The organism is Chromobacterium sp. INPA-IVC (genome assembly GCF_059047085.1).
In genome coordinates this window covers 346,731-370,255 of the sequence record NZ_JBTNLS010000003.1, presented here as the reverse complement: position 1 = coordinate 370,255, position 23,525 = coordinate 346,731, and the positions used below count along the sequence as shown (strand labels likewise).

23 protein-coding genes and 2 pseudogenes are annotated in these 23,525 nt (G+C 65.6%); 13 read left to right on the top strand and 12 right to left on the bottom strand.

Annotated elements, in window-relative coordinates; all coding sequences use genetic code 11:
• Positions 1 to 46 precede the first annotated feature (46 nt).
• Entirely contained in the window at positions 47 to 1,897 is a 1,851-nt protein-coding gene (locus tag ACX17K_RS07165; RefSeq protein WP_493774280.1) for a methyl-accepting chemotaxis protein, read from the top strand.
• Between the two features lie 3 nt (positions 1,898 to 1,900).
• Here ACX17K_RS07165 and ACX17K_RS07160 read toward each other — a convergent pair whose 3' ends face one another.
• From ACX17K_RS07160 to ACX17K_RS07130, 7 genes are all read right to left on the bottom strand, one after another.
• Positions 1,901 to 2,908: an ABC transporter ATP-binding protein gene (locus ACX17K_RS07160; RefSeq protein ID WP_231161878.1), complete on the bottom strand. Its 1,008-nt coding sequence runs from the start codon at positions 2,906 to 2,908 to the stop codon at positions 1,901 to 1,903.
• A 19-nt stretch (positions 2,909 to 2,927) separates the two neighbouring features.
• Positions 2,928 to 3,728 carry an ABC transporter permease gene (locus ACX17K_RS07155; RefSeq protein WP_168227015.1) on the bottom strand — a complete coding sequence of 267 codons (801 nt, stop codon included), beginning with the start codon at positions 3,726 to 3,728 and terminating at the stop codon, positions 2,928 to 2,930.
• Positions 3,725 to 4,636, bottom strand: coding sequence for an ABC transporter permease (locus ACX17K_RS07150; protein ID WP_493774279.1), 912 nt, complete (start codon positions 4,634 to 4,636; stop codon positions 3,725 to 3,727). Before ACX17K_RS07150 ends, ACX17K_RS07155 begins: the two co-directional genes overlap by 4 nt.
• 64 nt (positions 4,637 to 4,700) lie before the next feature.
• The gene (locus ACX17K_RS07145; RefSeq protein ID WP_021477296.1) at positions 4,701 to 5,801 is read right to left on the bottom strand and encodes an ABC transporter substrate-binding protein; all 1,101 of its coding nucleotides are present in this window, start codon (positions 5,799 to 5,801) and stop codon (positions 4,701 to 4,703) included.
• 180 nt (positions 5,802 to 5,981) lie between these two features.
• A complete protein-coding gene (gene hcnC / locus ACX17K_RS07140; protein ID WP_231151394.1) occupies positions 5,982 to 7,241 on the bottom strand; it encodes a cyanide-forming glycine dehydrogenase subunit HcnC in 1,260 nt (419 codons plus the stop codon).
• 1 nt (position 7,242) lies between these two features.
• Positions 7,243 to 8,649, bottom strand: coding sequence for an FAD/NAD(P)-dependent oxidoreductase (locus tag ACX17K_RS07135; RefSeq protein ID WP_493774278.1), 1,407 nt, complete (start codon positions 8,647 to 8,649; stop codon positions 7,243 to 7,245).
• The gene (locus ACX17K_RS07130) at positions 8,646 to 8,957 is read right to left on the bottom strand and encodes a (2Fe-2S)-binding protein (RefSeq protein WP_031296427.1); all 312 of its coding nucleotides are present in this window, start codon (positions 8,955 to 8,957) and stop codon (positions 8,646 to 8,648) included. The genes ACX17K_RS07135 and ACX17K_RS07130 overlap by 4 nt, the downstream gene beginning before the upstream one ends.
• 499 nt (positions 8,958 to 9,456) lie before the next feature.
• Here ACX17K_RS07130 and ACX17K_RS07125 point away from each other — a divergent pair, with 499 nt between their 5' ends.
• The 11 genes from ACX17K_RS07125 (at position 9,457) to ACX17K_RS07075 (ending at position 17,493) form a co-directional block, all read left to right on the top strand.
• Complete coding sequence (locus ACX17K_RS07125) at positions 9,457 to 9,969, top strand: hypothetical protein (RefSeq protein ID WP_493774277.1); 513 nt, start codon at positions 9,457 to 9,459, stop codon at positions 9,967 to 9,969.
• Between the two features lie 36 nt (positions 9,970 to 10,005).
• Entirely contained in the window at positions 10,006 to 10,509 is a 504-nt protein-coding gene (locus tag ACX17K_RS07120) for a hypothetical protein (RefSeq protein ID WP_493774276.1), read from the top strand.
• An 81-nt stretch (positions 10,510 to 10,590) separates the two neighbouring features.
• Complete coding sequence (locus tag ACX17K_RS07115) at positions 10,591 to 11,586, top strand: asparaginase (protein ID WP_493774275.1); 996 nt, start codon at positions 10,591 to 10,593, stop codon at positions 11,584 to 11,586.
• 587 nt (positions 11,587 to 12,173) lie between these two features.
• On the top strand, positions 12,174 to 12,731 hold the full coding sequence (locus ACX17K_RS07110) for an AAA family ATPase (protein ID WP_493774274.1): 558 nt from the start codon (positions 12,174 to 12,176) through the stop codon (positions 12,729 to 12,731).
• 207 nt (positions 12,732 to 12,938) lie between these two features.
• The gene (locus ACX17K_RS07105; RefSeq protein WP_115618681.1) at positions 12,939 to 13,154 is read left to right on the top strand and encodes an RNA-binding S4 domain-containing protein; all 216 of its coding nucleotides are present in this window, start codon (positions 12,939 to 12,941) and stop codon (positions 13,152 to 13,154) included.
• A gap of 1 nt (position 13,155) precedes the next feature.
• Positions 13,156 to 13,350 carry an oxidoreductase-like domain-containing protein gene (locus ACX17K_RS07100; protein ID WP_493774273.1) on the top strand — a complete coding sequence of 65 codons (195 nt, stop codon included), beginning with the start codon at positions 13,156 to 13,158 and terminating at the stop codon, positions 13,348 to 13,350.
• Positions 13,337 to 14,194, top strand: coding sequence for a 3',5'-nucleoside bisphosphate phosphatase (locus tag ACX17K_RS07095; protein WP_493774272.1), 858 nt, complete (start codon positions 13,337 to 13,339; stop codon positions 14,192 to 14,194). Before ACX17K_RS07100 ends, ACX17K_RS07095 begins: the two co-directional genes overlap by 14 nt.
• Positions 14,195 to 14,212: 18 nt before the next feature.
• Positions 14,213 to 14,836 (top strand): L-threonylcarbamoyladenylate synthase, encoded by a 624-nt coding sequence (locus tag ACX17K_RS07090; RefSeq protein WP_493774271.1) that lies wholly within the window; start codon positions 14,213 to 14,215, stop codon positions 14,834 to 14,836.
• A 25-nt stretch (positions 14,837 to 14,861) separates the two neighbouring features.
• On the top strand, positions 14,862 to 15,503 hold the full coding sequence (locus ACX17K_RS07085; RefSeq protein WP_493774270.1) for a site-2 protease family protein: 642 nt from the start codon (positions 14,862 to 14,864) through the stop codon (positions 15,501 to 15,503).
• 78 nt (positions 15,504 to 15,581) lie between these two features.
• Entirely contained in the window at positions 15,582 to 16,223 is a 642-nt protein-coding gene (locus tag ACX17K_RS07080) for a site-2 protease family protein (RefSeq protein WP_493774269.1), read from the top strand.
• Between the two features lie 73 nt (positions 16,224 to 16,296).
• Positions 16,297 to 17,493: a tryptophan--tRNA ligase gene (locus ACX17K_RS07075; protein ID WP_493774268.1), complete on the top strand. Its 1,197-nt coding sequence runs from the start codon at positions 16,297 to 16,299 to the stop codon at positions 17,491 to 17,493.
• Positions 17,494 to 17,576: 83 nt separating this feature from the next.
• Here ACX17K_RS07075 and ACX17K_RS07070 read toward each other — a convergent pair.
• The 5 genes and pseudogenes from ACX17K_RS07070 to flgA form a co-directional block, all read right to left on the bottom strand.
• A pseudogene (locus ACX17K_RS07070) lies at positions 17,577 to 17,918 on the bottom strand (methyl-accepting chemotaxis protein); the annotation flags it as partial.
• A 219-nt stretch (positions 17,919 to 18,137) separates the two neighbouring features.
• A pseudogene (locus tag ACX17K_RS07065) lies at positions 18,138 to 18,902 on the bottom strand (PAS domain-containing protein); the annotation flags it as partial.
• A 183-nt stretch (positions 18,903 to 19,085) separates the two neighbouring features.
• Positions 19,086 to 21,662 carry a TonB-dependent receptor plug domain-containing protein gene (locus tag ACX17K_RS07060; protein ID WP_493774267.1) on the bottom strand — a complete coding sequence of 859 codons (2,577 nt, stop codon included), beginning with the start codon at positions 21,660 to 21,662 and terminating at the stop codon, positions 19,086 to 19,088.
• Positions 21,663 to 22,023: 361 nt separating this feature from the next.
• Positions 22,024 to 22,281: a hypothetical protein gene (locus ACX17K_RS07055; RefSeq protein WP_493774266.1), complete on the bottom strand. Its 258-nt coding sequence runs from the start codon at positions 22,279 to 22,281 to the stop codon at positions 22,024 to 22,026.
• A gap of 59 nt (positions 22,282 to 22,340) precedes the next feature.
• Positions 22,341 to 23,039, bottom strand: a complete 699-nt coding sequence (gene flgA / locus ACX17K_RS07050) for a flagellar basal body P-ring formation chaperone FlgA (protein ID WP_493774265.1) — start codon at positions 23,037 to 23,039, stop codon at positions 22,341 to 22,343.
• Between the two features lie 130 nt (positions 23,040 to 23,169).
• On the opposite strand from flgA, the gene flgB reads away from it, so the two are divergent.
• A complete protein-coding gene (gene flgB, locus ACX17K_RS07045; protein ID WP_493774264.1) occupies positions 23,170 to 23,523 on the top strand; it encodes a flagellar basal body rod protein FlgB in 354 nt (117 codons plus the stop codon).
• Positions 23,524 to 23,525 lie beyond the last annotated feature (2 nt).

Sequence of the window (23,525 nt, the reverse complement as noted above, 5' to 3'; positions counted from 1 at the left end):
CCTCTCCTATAGTGGGAAGTGTTCCGGCTCGGGGTGGATGACGGATATGCGGGTTCGCTTCACGGTTGCCCACAAACTGGTGCTGCTGATCGCGCCGCTGGTGCTGGCCCTGTCCTGCGTGGCGATAGGCTACGCCTGGCATCAGCGACAGTTGCTGCAGGTGCTGGATCGCGATCAGGTGCTGAGCGCGAATATCGAGATGGTGGGAGAGCTGATTCAGCAGCTGCAGGTCGAGCGCGGGCTGGGCTATGGTTATCTCAACCGCCATCAGGCGCTGCCTGCCGAGCTGGTCCGGGCGCGCGCGGCGGCCGATATCGTGTTGCAGAAGCTGCGAGCCCAGCCGCAGGACGAGCTGTCCGACGGCCTGCGAGCCTATCTGGGCCACAGCGTGCCGACGCAGAATGATCTGGACCAGCTGCGCCGCGACATCGACGCCCGCCACATCTCGCCCGCGCCGGAGTTCAACCGCTATTCGGACATGATCGAGCAGCTGTCCGGCATCATCACCCTGTTCAATGCCCAGACGCCCGAGGTGCAAGCCCTGCTGTTGCAGTGGTCGGCGGTGAATTGCCAGAAGGAATTCACCAGCCGCACCCGCGGGCTGGTGACCGGCGTGCTGACCGTGGGCAGCTTCAGCATCACCAATTTCCGGCTGGTCAGCGGCGTGGAGTCGCAGGAAGAGCTGTGCCGGTCGCAATATCGGCAATACGGCGGCGACGAGGCAGCGCTGCGGGCGGCGATGGACCGCAGCCGGCAGTTCGAGTCGGCCCGCGACGCGGTGTTGGCGCGCGGCGCCGGCGCGATGCAGAGCGAGACGCCGGATGAATGGTTCCGCGTCGCCGGCCTGCGGGTGGCGGAGCTGTACCAGTTGCAGGGCCAGCTGTTGCAGCAGATCCGCGGACAGCTGGACGCGCAGGCGAGCAGCGCGCGGGTGTACGGCTATCTGGTGCTGCTGGGCCTGTTGCTGCTGCTGTTGCCGATCGGCCTGGCCGTGCTGGTGGGCCGCAACATCATCCGCACCCTGGGAGCGGAGCCGGACGAGGTGGCGCGGGGCATGCGCGAGCTGTCCGCCGGCCGGCTGGACTTCTTCCTGCCGCTGCGGCGCGGCGACGACCACAGCCTGGCCGCCCACATCCGCCAGATGGGCGAGCGGCTGTCCGGCGTGATCCTGCAGGTGAAGGAGGACGCCGACGCGGTGGCCAACGCGTCCACCGAGCTGAATTCCGCGTCGCAGGGCCTGTCGCAGGGCGCGGCGCGAACCTCGTCCGACGCGGAAGAAAGCAGCAGCGCGATTGACGACATCGCCTGCAGCATGTTCAGCATGGCCGGCGACGCCAATCACGCCGGCGGCATGGCGGACACCGCCAGCGCGCAGGCGGCCGAGGGCAACCGGGTGGTGCAGCAGACGATAGCGGCGATGCGCCAGATCGCCAAACGCACCGACATCATCGACGACATCGCCTACCAGACCAACCTTCTGGCGCTGAACGCGGCGATAGAGGCGGCGAGGGCCGGCGAGCATGGCCGGGGCTTCGCGGTGGTGGCGGACGAGGTGCGCAAGCTGGCGATGCGCAGCCAGACCGCGGCCAAGGAGATCGGCCGGGTGGCGATAGACAGCGTGGAGCTGGCGGAGAGCGCCGGCCAGCAGCTGAGCGACATCGTCGAGTCCAGCCGCCAGACCCTGGATCTGGTGAAGGGGATTTCCAGCGAGGCGACGGCGCAGGCGCAGCGGGTGGGCAATATCAACCAGGCGATGCGGCGGCTGAACCAGTTGTCGCAGGACAATGCCGCCGCCAGCGAGGAACTGTCGGCGGCGGCGCAGGAAGTGGCGATGCGCGCCGACAGCCTGCGCCAGCAGATGCATTACTTCCAGCAGGGGACCGAGCCCGCGGATTGACGCTCAGCGCACCTCGCGCAGATTGTCGCGGTCGAAGCGCAGCCGCACCGGCGCGCCGGCCGGCAGCAGGTCGGCCGCGTGGCGGTTGAGCCGGTCCACCTGCAGCGTCGCGCCGCCGGCGTCCACCTGGTAGCGGATGATGTTGCCCAGCAGTTGGTGCTGGCGGATCACCGCCGGCAGGGCTTGATCGTCGGCGTCATCGTCGTTGCCCAGCAGCTCGATCGATTCCGGCCGCACCGCCAGGTGGCCGCGGATTTCCAGGCCCAGCAGCGCGTGGCTCTGCTCGGCGGTCAGCAGATTGTAGTTGCCCATGAAGCGGGCGACGAACTCGGTGGCTGGCTGGGTGTAGATGGTCTCCGCCGCGCCTTCCTGCTCCACCTTGCCCTGGTTCATCACGAAGATGCGGTCCGACATCGTCAGCGCCTCTTCCTGGTCGTGGGTGACGAAGACGGTGGTCAATCCCAGGCGGCGCTGGATGTCGCGGATCTGCTCGCGCAGGTTCTTGCGGATGCGGGCGTCCAGCGCCGACAGCGGCTCGTCCAGCAGCAGCACGCGCGGCTCCACCACCAGCGCGCGGGCCAGGGCCACGCGCTGGCGCTGGCCGCCGGACAACTGGTGCGGCAGGTGGCGCTCGCGGCCGTTCAGCTCCACCAGCGCGATCACTTCGCCCACCTTGCGGCGGATTTCGTCGGCGGAGCGCTTCTGCATCTTCAGGCCGAAGGCGATGTTGTCGGCCACGTTCATATTGGGAAACAGCGCGTAGCTCTGGAACACCATGCCGATGCCGCGCTTCTGCGGCGACTGGTGGGTGATGTCGTCGCCGGCCAGGCGGATGGCGCCGCCGCTGGGCGTCTCGAAGCCGGCGATCATGCGCAGCACCGTGGTCTTGCCGCAGCCGGACGGGCCGAGGAAGGTGACGAACTCGCCGGCCTCCACCTGCATGTTGAAATCGTGGACCACGGCCTGCTGGCCGAAGCGCTTGTTCAGATGGTCGATTTGCAGAAATGCCATGATGCTTTCCGTTTCCAATTCAATGTTCGTCTGCGCCGAAGGCGGCGCGGTTGCGGCTGAACACCTGCATCAGCCCCATCGCCGCCCAGGTGACCAGGAAGGCGATGATGGCGAGCGCGGCCGGCTCGTAGGCGCGGTTGGCGCCGATCAGCTGCAGATAGGGGCCGAAGGCCGGGCGGGCCAGCAGGCTGGCCAGCGTGAACTCGCCGATGACGATGGCGAAGGTCAGGAAGGCGCCGGACAGGATGGCGGTTTTCAGATTGGGGAAGATCACCAGCCTGAGGATGTCGAACCAGCCGCTGCCCAGGCTTTGCGCCGCCTCGGTCAGCGAGCGCACGTCTATCGCCGACAGGCCGGTGTCCACCGAGCGGTACAGATAGGGCAGGGCCAGCGTCACGTAGCCGAACACCAGCAGCACGTCGGTGCCGCGCTCGCTGCCGGTGAACGGCAGCCAGCCGCCGCTGCCGTAGAGGCGCAGGTAGCCGAACACCAGCACGATGGCGGGAATCACCAGCGGCAGCAGGGTGATGAATTCGATCAACGGACGCAGCCGCGGCAGCTTCAGCTGGATCCAGAAGGCGGTGGGCACCACCAGCAGGATGCCGGCCAAAATGGTCAGCAAGGCCAGCAGCGCTGAGTAGCCGAAGCTCGCCTGAAAGCCAGGATCGGTCAGCACGACTTTATAGGCTTCGAAGCTGTAGCCTTCGCGTTTCATCTTCAGGCTGAATTCGAAGGTGGCGATCAGGGGCAGCAGGAAATAGCCGCTGCCGAGCAGGATGGCGAGCCAGGCGCCTAGGCGCGAGGTGGCGGTGGGTTTCATGCGGCCTCCCTCTGGCTGCGTTTGCGCAGCCAGATGTAGCCGGCGTTGGCGCTGCCGGTGATCAGGACCATGCCCAGCGCCAGCGCGTAGCCCAGGTTCTGGTCGTGCAGCACGTCGCCGTGGATTTGCGCGTACAACAGGATGGTGACGATGTTTAGCGAGCTGCCGGTCAGCGCGTAGGCGGTGGCCACCGCGCCGAAGGCGTTGGCGAACAGCAGCAGCGCGGCGCCGACCATGCTGGGCCACAGCACCGGCAGCGCGATGTGCCGCCAGTAGGCGAAGCCGGAGCCGCCCAGGCTCTCGCAGGCCTCGCGCCATTCGTCCTTCAGCCCTTCCACGGCGGGGGCGATGATCAGCACCATCAGCGGCACCTGGAAGTACAGATAGGTCAGCGTCAGGCCGGCGAAGCTGAGGATGGAGAAGCCGCCGGCGTACAGGTCGAAGTCCAGGTATTTGCGCAGCAGCATGGTCACCAGGCCCATCCGGCCCAAGGTGGACAGGAAGGCGAAAGCCAGCGGGATGCCGGCGAAATTGGACGCGACGCCGGAGAAGGTGGTCAGCGTCGGGCGGATCCAGGCGGGCAGGCCGCCGCGTATCGCCGCCAGTGCCAGCAGCAGGCCCAGCAAGGTGCCCAGAATGGCCGAGGCGGCGCTGATCTGGAGGCTGATCTTGTAGGCGCCGAGGATGTTGTCGTCGAACAGGCGGACGATGTTGTTCAGCGTGAAATGGCCCTGCGCGTCCTGAAAGGCGCCCACCATCAGCATGCCGGTCGGCAGGATCAGGAACAGCAGCGCGAAGATCAGGAAGGGCGCAACGCCCAGCCACGACAGCAGCGAGGCGCGGGCGGCGCTGGGCGGATTGGCTGTGCGGGAGGAGGGCGTCGGCATGGATTCTGAGGATGCGGACATCAATGTTTCTCGTCAGATAAAAGGGCCGCCAGCGGCGGCCCCGAGGTGAAACTGGGAGATCGTTTTACTTCACGTTGCTGCCGACCACGCTGTCCCACTGCTTGGTGATGCCGGCCTTGTAGGCTTCCTGTTGCTCGATGGTCGGGAACACCGCTTTCTTGTAGGCGGCGGCGTCCGGCAGCTTGCTGATCAGCTCGGACGGGATCTTCTTCCGGGCGGTCAGGTCGTTGAAGCGGATCGGGTGGCAGTAGCCCTTCAGCCAGGCTACCTGGCCTTCGTCGGAGAACAGGTATTCCATCCACAGCTTGGCGGCGTTCGGGTGCGGCGCGTAGGCGCTGATGGCTTGGGCGTAGACGCCGGCTACTACGCCGCTCTTCGGCACGATCACGTCCACTTTCGGGTTGCCCTTCAGGGTGTCGCGGTCGGCCAGCGCGTTGTAGTCCCAGCGCACGATGATGGGGGTGGTGCCCTGAGCCAGCGAGGCGGCCTTGCCGATCACCGGCACGAAGTTGCCGTTCTTGTTCAGCTGGGAGAAGAATTTCAGGCCGGCGTCGGCGGATTTGCCCACGTCGCCCTTGGCTTGCGCCAGGCCGGCGGCGAACACGCCCTGGATGGCCTGGTTGGCGGCGCGCGGGTCGCCGGCCAGCGCCACGGCGTTCTTGTATTCCGGCTTCAGGAGGTCGGACCAGTCGGCCGGGGCCTTGCTGATCAGGTCGCGGTTGACCTGGAAGGTCAGCACGCCGTAGTAGTCGCCGTACCAGTAGCCATCCTTGTCCTTGACGTTGTCCGGAATGCTCTTCCAGGTGGATACCTTGTACGGCTGCAGCAGGCCGGCGGCCTTGGCTTGCGGGCCGAAGGACAGGCCGACGTCGATCACGTCCGGCGCCTGCGGGCCCTTGTTGTTCTTGTTGGCCTTGATGGCTTCCAGCTCGTCGGCAGAGCCGGCGTCTGGATTCAGTTCATTGACCTTGATGCCGTACTTGGCTTTGAAGCCGGCGATCACATTGCCGTAGCCACACCAGTCGTGAGGCAGGGCGATGGTGTTCAGTTCGCCTTCCTTCTTGGCGGCCTGGACCAGCGCGGCGAGATTGTCGGCGATGGCCGCGTTGGCGATCAGACCCAAGGCGCCGGCGACGGCGATGTAACCCAGTTTGTGCTTCATCATTGCTCCCCTTCTGCGGCCGGTGGCCTATCTATCGAAAAACTGATGCGATGGTATGAGGGATTGATGACAAAACGACGTCATTAATATGACAAAACGGTTTCACCCGTCGATGTCCGCCGGCGCGGGCGAAAAAAAACCGCCAGGCCATCAGGCCGTGGCGGCTCAGTGAGAGGAACTTGATCAGGCGTGCAGCGCGAAATCCATCTGTTTTTCGGTGCGGTTGGGGAAACGGCCGGCCAGGAAGGGCGTGACGTCCAGCGGCAGCGGCTCGCCGCGCACCAGCCCGTTCAGCATCACCCCGGTGATGGCCGAGGTGAGGATGCCGGTGCGGAAGTGGCCGCAGGCGTTCAGATAGCCTTCGACGCCGTCTTCCGGCCCCAGGATGGGCAGCTCGTCCGGCGTGCCGGGACGCAGGCCGGCCCAGCAGCGCTTGATGTTGACGTTGGCGAGCTCCGGCACGCAGCGGATCGCGCCCTGCACCAGGCCGTTGATTTCCGGATAGGTGATGGTGGTGTCGTAGCCTTTGTCCTCGGTGGTGCTGCCGATCAGGATTTCGCCGTTGTCCTTCTGCGCGATGTAGCAGTCGCTGGTGGTGATGCAGCCGCGCAAGAGCTTGGGCATCTTCTCGGACAGCACGATCTGGCCCTTGACCGGCTTGACCGGGATGGTGCGGCCGGTGGCCCAGCGCGACAGCTCGGCCGCCCAGGAGCCGCCGGCGTTGATCAGCGTGTGGCAAGAGAAGTCGCCGGCCTCGGCGGTGCTCACGCCGGTGACGCGGCTGCCCTGGCGCGCGACGCCGGTGACGTTGACGTTGAAGAACACGTCGACGCCGTTCTGGCGCGCCGCTTCGGTGTAGGCGTCGGTCAGGCGGAAGGGGCTGACCTGGTGGTCGCAGAGGAATTCCAGCGCGCCTTGCGCCTGGTCGCTGACATAGGGTTCGTCCGCGCGCAGCTGGGCGCGGTCCAGCCAGCGCACTTCGCTGGCCAGATGCGGAATCTGGGCGGCGATATGCTCGGCGTACAGCTGGTCTTCCTCATCGTAAATGATGTATTTGAGCCCGGTGCGCTCGAACTTGAAGTCCATGCCGTGGTTTTCCATCAGCTCCTGGTGCAGCGTCGGGTACAGCGCGTTGGAAGCCAGTGCGAAGTCGAAGAAGCTCTGCGGCAGGATGTGCGGCGTGGTGGCGTCCACGGCCACCGCCGCGCCGGCTGCGTCGCGCTTGCGTTTGGCTGAAGTCATGCGGAAGAAGATCACGCCGCAGCCCAGGCCCACCGACTCGCCGATCGCCCACAGGCCGCCGGCCGACGCGCGCGACGCGTTGCCGGGGCGCTTGCTGTCGATCAGCGCGATCTTCAGATCGCGGTTCTTGGACAGCTGGTAGGCGCAGGAGGCGCCGATCACGCCGCCGCCGGCGATCACGATGTCGTATTGCTTGCTCATGTCAAATCTCTTCAGTCTGTTGGGCATCGATTGCGGAGAACGCCGAGAACGGCAGCGGGTCCAGCGGGAAGCGCGGGCGTATCCAGCCCACGTCGCGCTTGCCGGTGTGCTCGCGCAGGCGGTCGCTGCAATAGCCGACGCACATCTTGCCCTGGCAGTCGCCCATGCTGACCCGGGTGCGCATCTTCAGGCTGATCAGGTCGTTGACGCCCTGTTCCAGCGCGGTGTCGATGTCCTGGCGGGTGGCGTGCTCGCAGCGGCAGATCACGGTGTCGCGCGCCGGCAGCGCCAGCTGGCCGCGGCCGCGGCGGGTGAAGCTGTCTATGCCCTTGCGGAAACGCAGGATGGAGGCCAGCTCGTCCAGGCAGGCCTGGCGCCGGCTCAGCGCCTGCGCCTGGTCCAGCTTGCCCAGCTGCAGCAGCATGGACAGCGCGGCGATGCGGCCGGTGACGATGGCGGCGTCGCCGCCGCGCAGGCCGCCGATGTCGCCGGCCAGGTGGACGTTGTCGCGGCTGCCGCGCTGCCAGTCGTCGTTGACCGGCTTCAGGTAGCCGTCGTCGGCGTAGCGGTGCTCCAGGCCCATCTGCTGGGTCAGCTGGGTGCGCGGGATGAAGCCATAGCCGACGGCCAGCGTCTGCACCTGAAGGCGGCGGCTGCGCGTCAGGTCGGCGTGCCATTCGGCGTCGTACGGCGCGACGGTCACTTCGCCCAGTTCGGCGTCGCCGTGGGCCTCCACCACGCCCCAGCCATAGTGCAGCGGCACGCCATGGCGCTTCAGGTAGGCCACCATGCTCAGGCCGTCCAGGAACAGCTGCGGCTGGTTGAGCAGAGCGATCGCCTCCTTGGCCAGGCGGCCGAAGGCGCTGGCCTCGTAGACGCCGGCCACTTCCACGCCGGCGCGGTGCAGCTGGCAGGCGACCAGCGGCAGCAGCGGGCCGGTGCCCACCAGCACGGTGCGGCCCAGCGGCTTGACCACGCCGCTCTTGATCTGCAGCTGCAGGCCGCCCAGCATGATCACGCCGGGCAGGGTCCAGCCGGGGAAGGGCACGCTGCGCTCATGGCAGCCGGCGGCCAGCAGCAGCTGGGAGTAGGGAATGGCTTCGACCTGCTCGTCCGGCGTCAGGGCGAACAGCTCGCCGTCGCCGCCGCCGACGATGCGGGTGTCCAGCCGGATGTCGATACGGCTGCGGTATTGTTCGAACTCCCGGTGCAGCGCCTGCATGTTCTCGCGATAGCGTTCGCCCAGATAGTCCAGCACCACGCCCTGGCGCAGCGGGCCGCGGTAGACCACGCCCCCGACGCGGGAAGCTTCATCCAGCAGCACGCTGTCCACGCCATGGCGGGCCAGTTCCATAGCGGCCGACATGCCGGCCGGGCCGCCGCCGACGATCACGGGTTTGGCGCTCATCTCAGGCCCTCCGTGTTCAGGCGGTTATGGGCCGTTTCCACTTTCATTCCGGGGCTGACCACGGTCTGGCAGGCGCGGCGCTTGTGGCGGCCGTCTATCTTGACCAGGCAGCAATGGCACACGCCCATCCCGCAATAGGAACCGGCGATCTGCTGGTTGTCGTTGCGGCTGAGCTGGCGCAGGCCGACGGCGCTGAGCACGCTCAGCACGGTTTCGCCGCTTGCCGCAACAACCGGTTGATCGTTGATGTGTATCGTCAGGGTCTGGCCCTGCAATGCCTGGATATCGTGACTGCGATGTAAGGACATGGTGCACCTTGCTTGGCTAGCTGGCGGTTTCTTACAGTGAAACCGGAGTTCCGCCATCGCTCCGGCTCATGAGCGCGATACAGGGTTTGTTCGCTTTTCGGTGAAATGCTTTTCAAATTTGATGCAAATGAACTTGCTTAATGCAAGCAAAGTTCGTTTTAGCATTATGAAACTTGCATTTGTTTAACTCATGTCAATTTTTGAATTTAAACTCTATAAAAATGACGAACAGTAGTTCTGTCTGTTACTTTTTTGCCGACTGTATATATGCAGATTCGAACGCGCTTCATCTTCGTTAACCAAGTGGGGAAATTCGGACATCGGCGGGAAAAACGGCTATGCATTTGAGCCTGGACGGCTACAAACGCTTACACGCCGAAACCTGAATCCTGCTGAATTCATTGCCGGCAGCGGTCAAGCTGTAATCGGTTTGGCATGGAACTGAATACAGCAGGCCGGACGGCTGAGCCGATCCGGCCCGGACTCAAGGAGACGAATGGTGAAAACGACGATTGCCGGCATCATCCGGTTGCTGCCGCTGGCGGCGGCATGCGGGCTCAGCGCCTGCGTGGTGGCGCCGCCTAGAACGGTGTACCGGCCGGTGACGGTGCAGGTGGAGGCGCCGCGCAACTGGCGGCCCGCCGAACATCCCTACTATCTGCATGCGATGAGCGATCTGCGCCAGGCGCGCGCTTATCTGGCGCGGCCGGACTATCCGCAGATCGCCGACGACGAGCGCCGCGCGGTGGCCGAGATCGACGCGGCGCTGGGCGAGATGCAGCATGCCGCCATCGAGGACGGCAAGGATCCCTGGCGCTATGAGCAGCCCGATGGCCATATGAGTCCGACCGACCGCTTCCACCGCGCGCTGGAGCTGCTGGACGCGGCGCGCCGCGACGCCGGCCACCAGGAAGACGACCCCTGGGTGCGCGATCTGCAGCGCCGCATCCTGCATCACGTCGACGCCGCGCACCACGCGGTGCAGCAAGCCATCAACGACGCTCTGCGCTGAGCGCCGGACCGATTTCGATCATACGAGGAGACAATCATGAAACTGCGTGGAATTCTGGCCATTGTGGCGCTCGCCGCCGCCGGCAATGCGATGTTGAGCGCCCCGGCGTTGGCCGATGGCTGGCATGAAGGCGACGCGTGGACCTGGCAGCAGCATCAATGGCATCCCGAGGAGCACCCCTACTACCTGCACGCGATGAGCGATCTGCGGCAGGCGCGCGATCTGTTGGCCCGCCCGGACTATCCGCGGGTGATGGACGACGAGCGCCATGCCGTCGATGAAATCAACAAGGCGATGCGCAAGATGCGCGACGCCGCCATCGACGACGGCAAGGACATCTACGACCGCACCGCGCCGGATGCGCGCTGGCGGCCGGAAGACCGCTTCCATCAGGCCAAGATGCTGTTGGACAAGGCCCGGCAGGACGCAACCCACCGCGAGGACGACCCTTACCTGCGCTCGCTGCAGCGCGACATCGTCCATCACATCGACGAAGCCCGCCGCGCGATCGACGTGGCGGTGTCCGACGCGCTGCGCTGATCCCGCCTGTCCCGCCGGCGTGTGACGCCGGGTGAGGCTTGCGCTACCATCGTCCGCAGACCAAGTGCGATGGAGTATGCAATGAGCCGAATCCTGGTGCTCTACACCGGTGGTACCATAGGCATGGACCACACCCCCGAAGGCCTGGCCCCGGTGCCGGGCCTGCTGCCGCGCCTGCTGCAGCGTTTCGCCCGCCCGGGCCTGGAGTTCGACATCGTCGAATTCGAACAGCTGATCGATTCTTCCGCGCTGACGCCGCGCCAGTGGAACCAGATACTGGACGCGCTGGTTTCCCGCTATCAAGACTATGACGGCTTCGTCGTCATCCACGGCACCGACACCATGGCCTACACCGCCGGCGTGCTGGCGTTCGCGCTGCGCGGACTGGCCAAGCCGGTGGTGCTGACCGGCGCCCAGCTGCCGCTGGTGCATCCGCGCTCCGACGGCTGGAGCAATCTGGCCGATGCGCTGGAGGCGGCCTGCCAGCCGGACCTCAACGAAGTGGCGGTCGCCTTCGACCGTTTGCTGCTGCGCGGCAGCCGCGCCCGCAAGATGGATGTCGAGCGTTTCGCCGGCTTCAACAGCCCCAATGCCGAGCCGCTGGCCGAGTTCGCCATCCACGCGCACTGGCGCCAGGAGCGCTGGCTGAAGCCGGACGGCGAATGGCGGCCGCTGCGGATAGACGAAAGCCTGAAGCTGGCCGCGCTGATGCTGACGCCGGGCCATGGCAGCGCGCTGGCGGGGCAGACGCTGCGCGACGGCGGGCTGGACGGCGCCGTCCTGCTGGCTTACGGCAGCGGCAACGCGCCGGCCGATCCCATTCTGCTGCAGGGCATCGCGGCGATGACGGCGCGGGGCGCGCCGGTGCTGACGCTGACCCAGGCGCCCAGCGGTGCGGTGGAGGTGGGCGCGTACGCCGCCAGCCAGCCGCTGGCCCGCGCCGGCGCGCTGCCGGGCGCGGATCTGACGCCGGAGGCCGCGCTGGCCAAGCTGCAGGCGCTGCTGTCTGCGGGAATGTCCGGCGAAGAGCTGCGCAAGCAGCTGGTCCGCCCGCTGCGCGGCGAAATGACGGTTTGAGTTTCCCCGTTGAAACGAAGGCTGCCTAAAAAACAGGCAGCCTTTTTTCATGCTTTGCGCTCAGGGACTTGCGCGGCTTGTCCACAACGCTTCCACATGGCTTTGCACCGCGAGTGTGGGAAACCGGCGTGATGGTCCGGCTTTGCTTTCATGGGGAATGGACGGCATTTTTGCTTAAAAAATAATCAGGAAGGGGCGGGGCATGGAAAATCAGGCGCTTGGGTGACTTGTCCACATGCCGCGCACAGCTTTGTGTACCGGCGCGGGGGATGGCTCCAGGCCGCCGGCCCGCAAAAACTGCCTAAAAAACAGGCGGCGCTGGTTTTTCCTTCCCATACAGCGGCTTGCCGCGACTATCCACAACCGGTCCACACGGCTCTGCACCGGTGGTGGGGAAAAAATATTGAAATGATTAAAAAATAATCAGCATCAGGAAAGGCCAAGACATTCAACATCTTGCGGTTCTTGTCCACAGCCGGCTCACAGGGCTGTCCCCGGCGCTTGTGAAAATCCGGGAAACCACGGTCCGTCGGGGTATAATGTCCGGCTTGGCCTGAACAATGGCCGGCGAAGGCCGGGAAAGACGGATGATGGGGCAGCAAAGGGCCGCGGGGCCTATCCGGGTGGCGATCGTCGGTCCGGAATCCAGCGGCAAGAGCACGCTGGCGCGCGACTGGTCGCGCCGATTGCGGGATTTGGGCATGAAGGCCGCGTGGGTGGAGGAGTATTCCCGGGCCTATTATGCGGACAGGCCCTATGTGTCCAGCCTCGCCGATATCGAGGCGATCGCCGCCGGACAATTGGCGGCGGAGGCGAGGGCGGCGGAAGCCGGCGCCGGCATCCTGTTGTGCGACACTACGGCGCTGACTTGCAAGATCTGGGCCGAAGTGGCGCATGGGCAGGCGTCGGACGCGCTGCTGGCCCTGTACCGGCCGCGCGACTACGCGTTGACCGTGCTCGCTTGTCCGGACATTCCCTGGGAGCCTGACCCGCTGCGCAGCCATCCTGCCCAGCGCGACTGGCTGCTGGACCTGCATCGGCAGGAACTGGCGCGGCAGGGCATCGCGGCGGTGGAGTTGGTCGGCGCGCATGAGGCGCGGCTGGCGCGGGCGATGGCGGCACTTTTGCCGCTGCTGCCTGCCTAAAAAATAATCAGCCTGGAAATGGATAAGCGAATCAGCGGTTTGCCGCGCTTGTCCACAGCGGCTCCACAATATTGTTCGCCGGCGGGGTGGATAGTCCGGCGAAGCTGCCTAAAAAACGGGCAGCGAAGAAAACATCAGACAGATTAAGGGCTTGGCGGCCTTGTCCACAGGCCGCTCACAAGCCTGTCCAGAACGAGTGTGCAAAACATGAAGGAAACTTACCAACTCTCCGGCGAGTACATTGCGCTGTGCGATTTGCTGAAAGCCTGCAACGTCTGCCATTCCGGCGGCGCGGCCAAGCATTTCATCGCCGAGGGCAATGTGTCGGTGGATGGCCAGGTCGAGCTGCGCAAGACCTGCAAGATCCGCGCCGGCCAGCAGGTCAGCGGCGATGGCTTTGTGATAGCGGTCGAGGCGGCCTGACATGGAAGACCCCGCCGACATCATGCCGGAGCCGCCGTTCGAGGTGGACGACGACATGTGCTGCGGCAGCGGCTGCGAACCGTGCATTCTGGATATCCACCAGCAGGAGCTGCGCGTCTACCGCGCGCGGCTGGCCGCCTGGGAGAAGCGCCAGGCGGAGCGGCGGGCCGCGGGAGGCGACGATGGCCAATATTGATCTGCATTTCCATTCCAGAACTTCGGACGGCGCGTTGACGCCGACCGAGGTGATAGACCGCGCCGCTGCGCGCGCGCCGTCCTTGCTGGCGCTGACCGACCACGATTGCACCGGCGGCCTGGCTGAGGCCGCCGCCGCCGCCGCGCGGCACGGCATCCCCTTCCTCAACGGCGTCGAAATCTCGGCGACCTGGGGCCGGCACACGGTGCACATCGTCGGCCTGGGCATAGACCCGGACGAGCCCGCGCTGGCCGTTGGCTTGAAATCGATACGGGATGGCCGACTGGAGCGGGCGCGGCAGATGGGCGCTTCGCTCGAGGCGGCCGGCATTCCGGGCTGTTTCGAGGGGGCGATGCGCTGGTGCGACAATCCGGAAATGATCAGCCGCACCCATTTCGCCCGCCATCTGGTGGACAGCGGCGCGGTCAAGGACATGCGCACCGTGTTCCGCAAATATCTGACGCCGGGCAAGCCGGGCTACGTCGCGCACGAATGGGCCAGCCTGGCGGACGCCGTCGGCTGGATCGTCGGCGCCGGCGGCATGGCGGCGATCGCCCATCCCGGCCGCTACGATATGGGCAAGACGCTGATCGAGCGGCTGATCCTGGATTTCCAGGCCGCCGGCGGCCAGGGCATCGAGGTGGCTTGCGGCAGCCACAGCCTGGACGACATGCACAAGTTCGCGCTGCACGCCGCCCGCCACGGGCTTTACGCCAGCAGCGGCAGCGATTTCCACGCGCCGGGCGAGGGCGGGCGCGACGTCGGCCACACCGAGGACTTGCCGCCCATCTGCAAGCCGATCTGGCGCGAGCTGGAAGCGCGCGTCCTGAGACCGGCGGGCTGACACAACAAGGACAAGAACATGGCGCAATTCTTCGTGATCCATCCCGACAATCCCCAGGCCAGGCTGATCCGCGAGGCGGTGAAGATCCTGCGCGAGGGCGGGGTGATCGCTTATCCCACCGACTCCTGTTACGCGCTGGGCTGCGCGCTCGGCGACAAGGAGGCGATGGAGCGGATCCTGGACATCCGCGGCGTGGACCTGAAGCAGCGGATGATGACGCTGGTGTGCCACGATCTGTCCGAGCTGGCCAACTACGCCAAGGTGGACAACCGTCAGTACCGGCTGCTGAAGAGCGCCACGCCGGGCAGCTACACCTTCATCCTGCAGGGCACGCGGGAGGTGCCGCGCCGCACGCTGCATCCGAAGCGGGCCACCATCGGCCTGCGCGTGCCCGATCACAAGGTGGCGCTGGCCTTGTTGGAAGAGCTGGGCGGACCCATCTTGTCCTGTACCCTGATGCTGCCGGGCGACGAAGCGCCGATTTCCGATCCCTATGAAATCCGCGAGCGGCTGGAGCACCAGGTGGATGCCGTCGTCGACGGCGGCTGGTGCGGCACCGAGCCGACCACCGTGATCGACATGACCGACGGCGTGGAGCTGGTTCGCGAAGGCAAGGGCGCGCTCGCGCCATTCGGTTTTTGATTCATTTTTCGTCTGTTAGGAAATCATGCAGGAACTCTCTTTGATCCAGACGCTGGCGGTGTCGATACTGCCGGTGCTGTTCGCCATCACCATGCCCGCCGGCGCGCAGGCCTTCATGGCCGACCGTCTGGGCGACCGCACCGCCTACATGACCGGGCGGCGCACCTTCAGCCCCTTCGCCCACATCGATCCCATCGGCTCCATCGTGCTGCCGATGATAGGCGTGGCGATGGGCGGCTTCATCATCGGCTGGCCCAAGTCGCTGCAGCTGAATCCGGGCGCGATGCGCAAGCCGCGCACCGCCCTGGCCAAGGTGGCGGTGGTCACCCCGCTGGCCAATCTGATCATGGCGCTGCTGTGGGCCGGCGTGATCGCCGCTTCCGGCTACGCGCCGGACTATTTCCGCGAGCCGCTGCAATGGATGGGGCTGATCGGCATCAAGGTCAATGTGGCGCTGATGATCTTCACGCTGATTCCGCTGCCGCCGCTGCCGGGCGGCGTCATCCTGCAGTCGCTGCTGCCGTCGCGCGCGGCCTGGCAGTTTTCCAAGGTGGAGCCTTACAGCTTCTGGATCCTGCTGCTGCTGATGTTCACCGGCGTGCTGGGCGGCCTGCTGATGCCGCTGCTCAAGCTGGTCAACATGCTGATTCTGAGCCTGGTTCTGTAGCGGCGCGATTGCGGCCGGATTTGCCAAATCGGCGCGGGGCTGTCATGTTCATAGCGTGGCAGAGCGCGGAGAGCGGACATGTTCGACCCCAATCAGCTGGTGCAGCAAGTCACGATTTATGCCTTGCCGGTATTGCTGGCCATCACCTTGCACGAAGCGGCGCACGCTTACGCCGCGCGCCGCTTCGGCGACGACACCGCCTATCTGCAGGGGCGGATGACGCTGAATCCCTTCAAGCACATCGATCCGATAGGCACGGTGCTGCTGCCGCTGTTGACCATCTGGCTGGGCAGCTTCGTGTTCGGCTGGGCCAAGCCGGTGCCTGTCAATTTCAACGCCTTGCGCAAGCCGCGGCAGAACATGCGCTGGGTGGCGGCGGCCGGGCCGCTGGCCAATCTGGCGATGATGCTGGCCTGGGCGGCCATGCTGAAGCTGGCGCTGGGAATGGACGGCGCTTATCGCGATCCGCTGATGCTGATGAGCAAGGCCGGCATCAGCATCAACATTTCGCTGATGCTGCTCAATCTGCTGCCCATCCTGCCGCTGGACGGCGGGCGCATCGTCTACAGCCTGCTGCCGCCGGGCATCGCCTGGCGCTACGCGCAGACCGAAAGCTGGGGCATGTGGCTGCTGTTGCTGCTGGTGGCCAGCGGCCTGTTGGGCGTCATCCTGCAGCCGCTGTATGTCTTGATGTATCATCTGCTGCAATTGTTTTTCTAGAACCCTGAGCGGGCCAAGCCGCCGGATGGAGCCGGCGGCTTTTCATTTCCCGCGCAACCGAGAGCATAACAATATGTCCGCCAACCGCATTCTCTCCGGCATGCGCCCCACCGGCAGCTTGCATCTTGGCCATTACCATGGCGTGATCAAGAACTGGGTGGAGCTGCAGCACAGCCACGAATGCTTCTTCATGGTGGCCGACTGGCACGCGCTGACCACCAACTTCGACGATGTGTCCATCATCGGCAAGTCCATCAACGAGATGGTGATCGACTGGCTGGCCTCCGGCGTCGATCCGGAAAAATCCACCGTTTTCGTGCAGTCCAAGGTGCCGCAGCACGCGGAGCTGCATCTGGCGCTGTCGATGGTGACGCCGCTGGGCTGGCTGGAGCGGGTGCCGACCTACAAGGACCAGATGGAGAAGCTGAGCCATAAGGACCTGACCACCTACGGCTTCCTCGGCTACCCGTTGCTGCAGGCGGCCGACATCCTGGTATACAAGGCCGGGCTGGTGCCGGTGGGCGAGGACCAGGTGCCGCACATCGAGCTGACGCGTGAAGTGGCGCGCCGCTTCAATCACATGTTCGGCCGCGAACCCAACTTCGAAGAGCTGGCGAAGGCCGCGGTGAAGAAAATCGGCAAGGCCGGCAAGCTGTTCGAGCAGCTGCGCAACCGTTATCTGCAGGACGGCGAAGTGGAGGCGCTGATGCAGGCGCGCGATATCCTGGCGGCCAGCCAGAATCTGGGCGCCGCCGATCGCGAGCGCCTGTACGGCTGGCTGGAGAACAAGGGCAAGATCATTCTGCCGGAGTGCGAGGCCAAGCTGACCGCCGCGTCCAAGATGCCGGGCCTGGACGGACAGAAAATGTCCAAGTCCTATGGCAACACCATCACCATGCGCGAAGCGCCGGAGACGGTGAGCAAGAAGATCCGCGGCATGCCGACCGATCCGGCCCGCGTGCGCCGCACCGATCCGGGCACGCCGTCCAAGTGCCCGGTGTGGCAATTGCACGAGGTATACAGCGACGGCGACACCAAGGAGTGGGTGAAGGCCGGCTGTACCACCGCCGGCATCGGCTGTCTGGACTGCAAGCAGCCGGTGATCGACGCCGTGGTGCGCGAGCAGCAGCCGATGTTCGAGCGCGCGGAAAAATACCTGAGCAATCCGAAGCTGGTGTCCGAAATCCTCGCCGACGGCAATGCCCGCGCCGAGAAGGTGGCGCGCGAGACGATGAACGACGTGCGCGCCGCGCTGGGTCTCGGCTATTGACGCCGAGCCGCCTCCGGCGCAACCGGATGGAATGAGAAACGGGCCGCATGATCGCGGCCCGTTTTTTTTGCTGTTTCTGCGTTTCAGCTCTGTTGCAGCAATTCCGACACTTCTTTCACCACCAGCACCACGTCGCGCGCGCCAGTGCGGATCTCCTGGATCGCGCTGCGCGCCTGGTCGGCCAGCTGCAGGCTGTTGCCGGCCAGCTCCTGCATCTGCCGCATCGCGTCGATGGCCGAGCGGGAATCGTCCTGGATGCTCTTGACGATGCCGGATATCTCGCCGGTGGACTGGCTGGTGCGTTCGGCCAGTTTCCGCACTTCGTCGGCCACCACCGCGAAGCCGCGGCCCATCTCGCCGGCGCGCGCCGCCTCGATCGCCGCGTTCAAGGCCAGCAGATTGGTCTGGTCGGCGATGTCGCTGATGGTGTTGACGATGCTGCCGATCTGGTCGGAGCTGTCGCCCAGCTTGGACAGGATGCCGGACGAGGTTTCCACGCTGCCGGCCACGCGGTTGATCTCGGTGGTGGCTTGCTCCAGCACCGAGCTGCCCTGTATCGACAGCTGCTCGGTGTTTTCCGACGCGTGCACCGCCGACTGGGCGTTTTCCGCCTGCTGCCGCAGCTTCGTCATCTGCTCGCTGATGTCGCTGGCGAACTTCACCACCCGCACCGGCCGCCCGTTCGGGTCCAGCACCGGATTGTAGGTGGCTTGCAGCCAGATCACGTCGCCGTTCCGGTTCACTCGGCGGAATTGTCCTTCCAGGAAGCGCCCCTGCCGCAGTTGCTGCCACAGCTGGCCGTATTCAGGGCTTTGCGCGTAACTGGCCTCGCACAGCATGCGGTGCTGCTTGCCGAGCACTTCGGCCCGCTGGTAGCCGAATACTTTCAGGAAATTGTCATTGGCGTCCAGGATGTTGCCGTCCAGATCGAACTCGATCCGCGCCATGGAGTGGTCTATCGCCTGGCGCAGCGCCTTGCTGTCCTGCTCCGCCTGCACCTGGGCGGTGATGTCGGTGGCCACCTTGATCACCCCGGTCACCTTGCCCGCTTCGTCGACGATTGGCGAGTAATTGGCCTCCAGCCATATTTCGCCGCCGTCCTTGCGCAGCCTGAGAAAGTGGCCGGATTGGAATTCCCCGCGGCCTAGCTTGTGCCAGAACTCCCGGTAGTCCGCGCTGTTCGCGAAGCCGGGCGGGCAAAACATGCGGTGGTTGCGGCCGACGATTTCGTCGGCGCGGTAGCCCATTGCGTTCAAAAAGTTGTCGTTGGCCTGAACAATGTCGCCATTGGCGGAAAATTCGATCACCGCCATTGAGCGCTCGATGGCGGCCAGCCTGCTGTGGACTTGCGCCAGGCCGTGCTGGGCGGTTTCAAGCTGTCGGGTAAGAGATCGGTTGAAAAAGACCATTCCTGCATTCCTTCAATCAAAACTAGGGCGAGTAGCGTGTTCAAGCCGTCCTTGCGCGGGCGGTCTTATGGGTACTGTCTAGTGCAGATTAATACAGAATAGGTAGATTTACTGATCTTTGATACCGCGGCAATAAAAAACGGCGCCCATTTGGGGAGCGCCGCCATGCCGGTGATTTGAGGGTCAGTCCAGCTTGTAGCGCACGCCCAGGGTGAAGGCGCGGCCGCCGGGGTCGTACTGGGTGGCGTCGTAATAGTGGCTGGCGCTGGAGTCCCAAGGCGGCCGGCGATTGGTCAGGTTCTGCACGGCGGCGGTCAGCGTGGTGCGCTTGATGCCGGCGTAGCTGGCGCTCAGGTTGAAGGTGTCCAGGCCATTGACCTGCTGTTGCGTGGTATCGCTGCCGGTCTGGGTGTAGCCGTCGGTGTGGAACCAGGTGAGGGTGGACGACCAGTTGCCGGCATCCCAGCTGGCCGAGGTCTGTCCCTTCCAGCGCGGCAGCGCGCCCAGCAGATTGCTGCCGGCGCCTTCCTGCATGTCGCCGCCCTGTTCCAGCGGCTGACGGAACGACAGCAGCCGGCTCCATTGCGCGGCCAGGGTCAGTTTGCCGCCGGGCAGTTTCCAGCCCTGGCGCAGCTCGATATCGAAGCCCGAGGTGTCGCGGTCGCCCAGGTTGGTGAACTGCTGGGTGATGGTTTGCAGCCGGCCTTGGGCATCGCGGACGACGGCGCCGGGGTTGGCACCGGGATTGCGGATGATGTTGCCCACGTCTTCCAGGCCGATCACGTCGCGTTGCCGGATGCGGTAGTAATCCAGGCTTATGCTGGTGTCGGCGCTAGGCGCGAGCACCAGGCCCAGGTTGGCGTTGGTGGAGCGCTCCGGCTTGATGTTCGGATTCGCGGTGATCAGGTGGGTGAAGGCGACGTTCTGGCCGGGCGTCAGCGGATCGTACGGGTCCTGCGCCGAGCTGTAGCTGACGGCAGTGCTGCTGGTGATCTCCGGCAGCGACGGCGCGCGGAAGCCGCGCGACACCGAACCGCGCAGGGTCAGGCTTTGCAGCGGCTGGTAGCGCAGGCCCAGCTTGGGCGAGAAGGCGTTGCCGAAGTCGCTGTAGTGGTCGGCGCGGGCGGCGGCGCTGAGGCTGAGCGTCTTGTGCAGCGGCACGTTGAATTCGCCGTAGGCCGCCTGGATGGTGCGGCCGCCGCGGATCAGGTCCAGCGCCGGCCGCAGCTCGGCGCCGCTGGCCACTTCCGACGAAGTGCCGGCGTTCATCATCTCGCGCCGCAGCTGGTAGCCGGCGGCGAAGCCCACCGGGCCCGCCGGCAGCTGCGCCAGCTCGGTGCTGGCGGTGGCGTCCAGGCTGGCGACGCGGTACCAGGCCGGGCGCATGGTGCTGATGCGCAGGCTGTCGCGCACCGCCTCGCTATTGCGCGAGGGATCGATGAAGTTGTAGCCGCCGTTGGCGAGCAGCCGCTCGTAGGCGTAGCGGTTGACGAAGTTATACGCGTATTCGCGCAGCCGGCTGTCGGAGTACAGGCCGGATACGTCCCAGTCCCAGGCGTCGCCGCTGCCCTTGACGCCCAGCAGCAGGCGGCGGAACGACACGCTGTCGGTCTTGTTCCGTTGGCCCAGATCGAACAGGTTGGCGGTGATCGGCGTCGGCGAGGCGTTGGGATTGGAGGGGTTGCCGGCCGGCAGAACGTTGCTGATCGACGTCAGCGATTGCGAGGCCGCGTCCCAGGCGCGGAGGCTGCTGGAGACGGATAGCGGCGGCCCGAAGATCTGGGTGCTGTGATTGGCGCCGTACAGGAATTCGGCGTAGGCCTCAGTGGCGGCGTTCAGCCGGTAGCTGCCGTGCAGCGCGGCGTGATAGCGCTCTATGCCCGGTATCAGCGTGGTGTACTGCGCCGGATTGTAGGCCCAGATGCGGCCGCTCTTGCCGGGGTTGACCGCGCCGTAGTCCAGATCCTGCAGCGGCCCGGTCGCTGCGGGGAAGCGCTGGGTCGGGTTGCCGTTGTAGTAGTTGGTCGGCGTGCGCACCAGCTTGCCGCCGGGCAGGCCGCGGAAGTCGTTGTCCTTCAGCCAGTCCACTCCGCTTTGGTCGAGCCGGTCGCGCTTCTGGGCGTCGAAGGAGAACCAGACGTTGTAGCCGTCCTTGTCCGGGTCGCCCTTGCCGGCCAGCAGATTGAAGCGGCGCTCGTCCTGGCCGGTGCTGGTGTCGCGACCGATGTCGGCTCCCAGTTCCAGTCCCTGGTAGGACGGGTACAGGATGATGTTGACCACGCCGGCGATGGCGTCCGAGCCGTAGATGGCCGACGCGCCGTCTTTCAGGATTTCGATGCGCTTCACCGCCTTCAGCGGCAGCGAGTTCAGGTCGACGAAGGTTTCCTGCAGGTCCTGGGCGGTGGCGTAGTTGGACACGCGCTTGCCGTTGACCAGAACCAACGTGTTGCGCTGGCCCAGGCCGCGCAGCGAAACGCCGGCGGTGCCGGCGGAGAAGCTGCCGGTGTATTGCTCGTTGAAGCTGTTGCCGCTGTTGACGGCCAGCGAGCGCAAGACGTCGGGCAGGCTGGTCTTGCCGCTGCGCTCGATGTCGGCGGCGCTGATGACTTGAACCGGGTTGGTTTTGGCCTTGGAGCTGGCGCGCAAGTTGGAGCCGGTGACGGTGACGCGTTCCAGCGAATTGTCGCCGGCGTCGGCGGCGTGGGCGGAAAAAGGCAAAGCGGCGCCCAGCCCGGCCAGCAGCAGGGTGTGTTTGATCATCACGAAACTTTCTTTGTTATGGGAGGAAGCGGTGCGCCTGTCCGGAAGGAATTAGCCGGACAGGCTGCGACAGCGGATGGGCCGCGCGGAAGAGGAGTGCTTGATGCTTTGCATGGTGGATACAAAATACATAATTATCTGGTATGCAAAATGTATCGATGCGAAACGGATATGTGAAATGAAAGTTTCCGCTTAGTAAATTCCCTTGGCGGGATTTTGCGCGCGGATTCCACGGCCCTCGAACGGCGGGCGGCTTGAGGGTTGGGCTTGGTCCGAGGCTTGGCCGGCGCGGCGGAGCGGGGTGCGCGGCGATTTGCCGCCAGCCAGGGATGGGGAGAGAAGTAGAGCGCGGAGACGGACGCTAACGGCCTGGCCGCATCGCCTCGACCTGTTGGCGCAGCGCTTCGCGGCAGCTTTGGAGCGCTTGCGGCGTTTGCGCCGCCTGGACGCAGCTCTGGGCGGATTGCAGCACCTGGATGTGCTGAGACAGCATCTGCAGCTGCTTGGCTTTCATCTCGCCGAAGCGGGCCGGATCGCGGCCGTGCGGCGCGGAGGCGGCGGGCGCGGCCAGCGCCAGCGACGGCAGCAGGGCGAGGATGGCGGTCAGCGCTTTCTTCATGGCGTTCTCCTTGAGGCGGGATGCCTGATCGAGATATACACCACCGCCATCCGCGGCGCTCAGTCCAGCGGCTCGATCTCGCCGCCGGGGCCGACGCGGCCGCGGATCACCTTGCCGCTGGAGAGATTGCGCACGCGTATCGTTTCGCCCTGATGGCCGTTGTCCAGCGCCTCGCCGGCGGCGTTGACCTCGACGCCGTCCTGGCGGGCGACGATGCGGGCCTCGGCGCCGCGCTTGATCAGCAGCGGCGCCTGCAGCTGGCGGCGGCGCAAGGGCTGGCCGTCGGCGATCGCGGCGCGGGAGGCCTGGCCCAGCGGCGGCGCGGCGGCGCCGAACAGGTCGGCCGGATCGCTGACCGGCCGGTTCGCCCAGGCGATGTCCTCTTCCCGCAGCGGCTCGCCCGCTCGCAAGCCGCGCGCGGCCACCGCCACCCGGGCGCTGGCGGCGGCGCGGACGATGACGGCGCCGCGCCAGCCGGTGGCGGGGCAGCGCAGATCGAAGCGCATGCGGCTGAAGGCGCGGCTGTCGGTTGCGTCGGCCTGCCATGGCGACGCGCAGGCGGCGGGCAGGTCGCGCGGGGGCAGCAGCTGCAGCCGGATGTCCGGCTGGTCGAGTCCGGCGTCGGCCAGCCGCTGGCGGACCAGTTTCTGCGCCTGGCGCTCCACTTCCTGTTCGGCCGGAGAGGCGGCCAGGGCGGCCTGGGCGATGGCGAGCAACAGGCAGCCGAGGCTGTAGCGGGTTTTGGCGAATTTTTCCATTACAAAATGCGTGGTAATTGTTGCGTATACGATGACGGGCGCGCTTATTAGTATCGCTTTCCAATTGAATGGCTATTCATAGCAAATAGCTTGAACATGGTAGTGAACTGATAGGGTCAAGGCAATGGGCATGCATCTGGACAAGGCCCTGAGCATCCATCCCGAGGCCTTGCGGCTGCGGGCGGATCGGACCCGGGTGCTGGCGTCGAACATCGCCAACGAGAACACCCCGGGTTATCAGGCGCGTGACATCGATTTCAAGGCGGCGCTGGCATCGGCGGCCGCCGATTCGCCATTGGCGTTCGACGACGGCGGCGGCGATCTGCTGTACCGCCTTCCCAACCATCCGTCCCGCGACGGCAACACCGTCGAGCTCAGCGTCGAGCAGGCCGAGTTCTCGCAGAACGTTTCCGAATTCCAGACCAGCCTCACCTTCATCAACATGAAGCTGCACGGCTTGGCCAAAGTGATAACGGGGCAATAAAC

Excerpts from the sequence above, each read along its gene's own strand:
- ACX17K_RS07165 (WP_493774280.1), top strand. The coding sequence starts at position 47 with ATGCGGGTTCGCTTCACGGTTGCCCACAAACTGGTGCTGCTGATCGCG.
- ACX17K_RS07160 (WP_231161878.1), bottom strand. The coding sequence starts at position 2,908 with ATGGCATTTCTGCAAATCGACCATCTGAACAAGCGCTTCGGCCAGCAG.
- ACX17K_RS07155 (WP_168227015.1), bottom strand. The coding sequence starts at position 3,728 with ATGAAACCCACCGCCACCTCGCGCCTAGGCGCCTGGCTCGCCATCCTG.
- ACX17K_RS07150 (WP_493774279.1), bottom strand. The coding sequence starts at position 4,636 with ATGTCCGCATCCTCAGAATCCATGCCGACGCCCTCCTCCCGCACAGCC.
- ACX17K_RS07145 (WP_021477296.1), bottom strand. The coding sequence starts at position 5,801 with ATGATGAAGCACAAACTGGGTTACATCGCCGTCGCCGGCGCCTTGGGT.
- hcnC (WP_231151394.1), bottom strand. The coding sequence starts at position 7,241 with ATGAGCAAGCAATACGACATCGTGATCGCCGGCGGCGGCGTGATCGGC.
- ACX17K_RS07135 (WP_493774278.1), bottom strand. The coding sequence starts at position 8,649 with ATGAGCGCCAAACCCGTGATCGTCGGCGGCGGCCCGGCCGGCATGTCG.
- ACX17K_RS07130 (WP_031296427.1), bottom strand. The coding sequence starts at position 8,957 with ATGTCCTTACATCGCAGTCACGATATCCAGGCATTGCAGGGCCAGACC.
- ACX17K_RS07120 (WP_493774276.1), top strand. The coding sequence starts at position 10,006 with ATGAAACTGCGTGGAATTCTGGCCATTGTGGCGCTCGCCGCCGCCGGC.
- ACX17K_RS07115 (WP_493774275.1), top strand. The coding sequence starts at position 10,591 with ATGAGCCGAATCCTGGTGCTCTACACCGGTGGTACCATAGGCATGGAC.
- ACX17K_RS07110 (WP_493774274.1), top strand. The coding sequence starts at position 12,174 with ATGATGGGGCAGCAAAGGGCCGCGGGGCCTATCCGGGTGGCGATCGTC.
- ACX17K_RS07105 (WP_115618681.1), top strand. The coding sequence starts at position 12,939 with ATGAAGGAAACTTACCAACTCTCCGGCGAGTACATTGCGCTGTGCGAT.
- ACX17K_RS07100 (WP_493774273.1), top strand. The coding sequence starts at position 13,156 with ATGGAAGACCCCGCCGACATCATGCCGGAGCCGCCGTTCGAGGTGGAC.
- ACX17K_RS07095 (WP_493774272.1), top strand. The coding sequence starts at position 13,337 with ATGGCCAATATTGATCTGCATTTCCATTCCAGAACTTCGGACGGCGCG.
- ACX17K_RS07090 (WP_493774271.1), top strand. The coding sequence starts at position 14,213 with ATGGCGCAATTCTTCGTGATCCATCCCGACAATCCCCAGGCCAGGCTG.
- ACX17K_RS07085 (WP_493774270.1), top strand. The coding sequence starts at position 14,862 with ATGCAGGAACTCTCTTTGATCCAGACGCTGGCGGTGTCGATACTGCCG.
- ACX17K_RS07080 (WP_493774269.1), top strand. The coding sequence starts at position 15,582 with ATGTTCGACCCCAATCAGCTGGTGCAGCAAGTCACGATTTATGCCTTG.
- ACX17K_RS07075 (WP_493774268.1), top strand. The coding sequence starts at position 16,297 with ATGTCCGCCAACCGCATTCTCTCCGGCATGCGCCCCACCGGCAGCTTG.
- ACX17K_RS07060 (WP_493774267.1), bottom strand. The coding sequence starts at position 21,662 with ATGATCAAACACACCCTGCTGCTGGCCGGGCTGGGCGCCGCTTTGCCT.
- ACX17K_RS07055 (WP_493774266.1), bottom strand. The coding sequence starts at position 22,281 with ATGAAGAAAGCGCTGACCGCCATCCTCGCCCTGCTGCCGTCGCTGGCG.
- flgA (WP_493774265.1), bottom strand. The coding sequence starts at position 23,039 with ATGGAAAAATTCGCCAAAACCCGCTACAGCCTCGGCTGCCTGTTGCTC.
- flgB (WP_493774264.1), top strand. The coding sequence starts at position 23,170 with ATGCATCTGGACAAGGCCCTGAGCATCCATCCCGAGGCCTTGCGGCTG.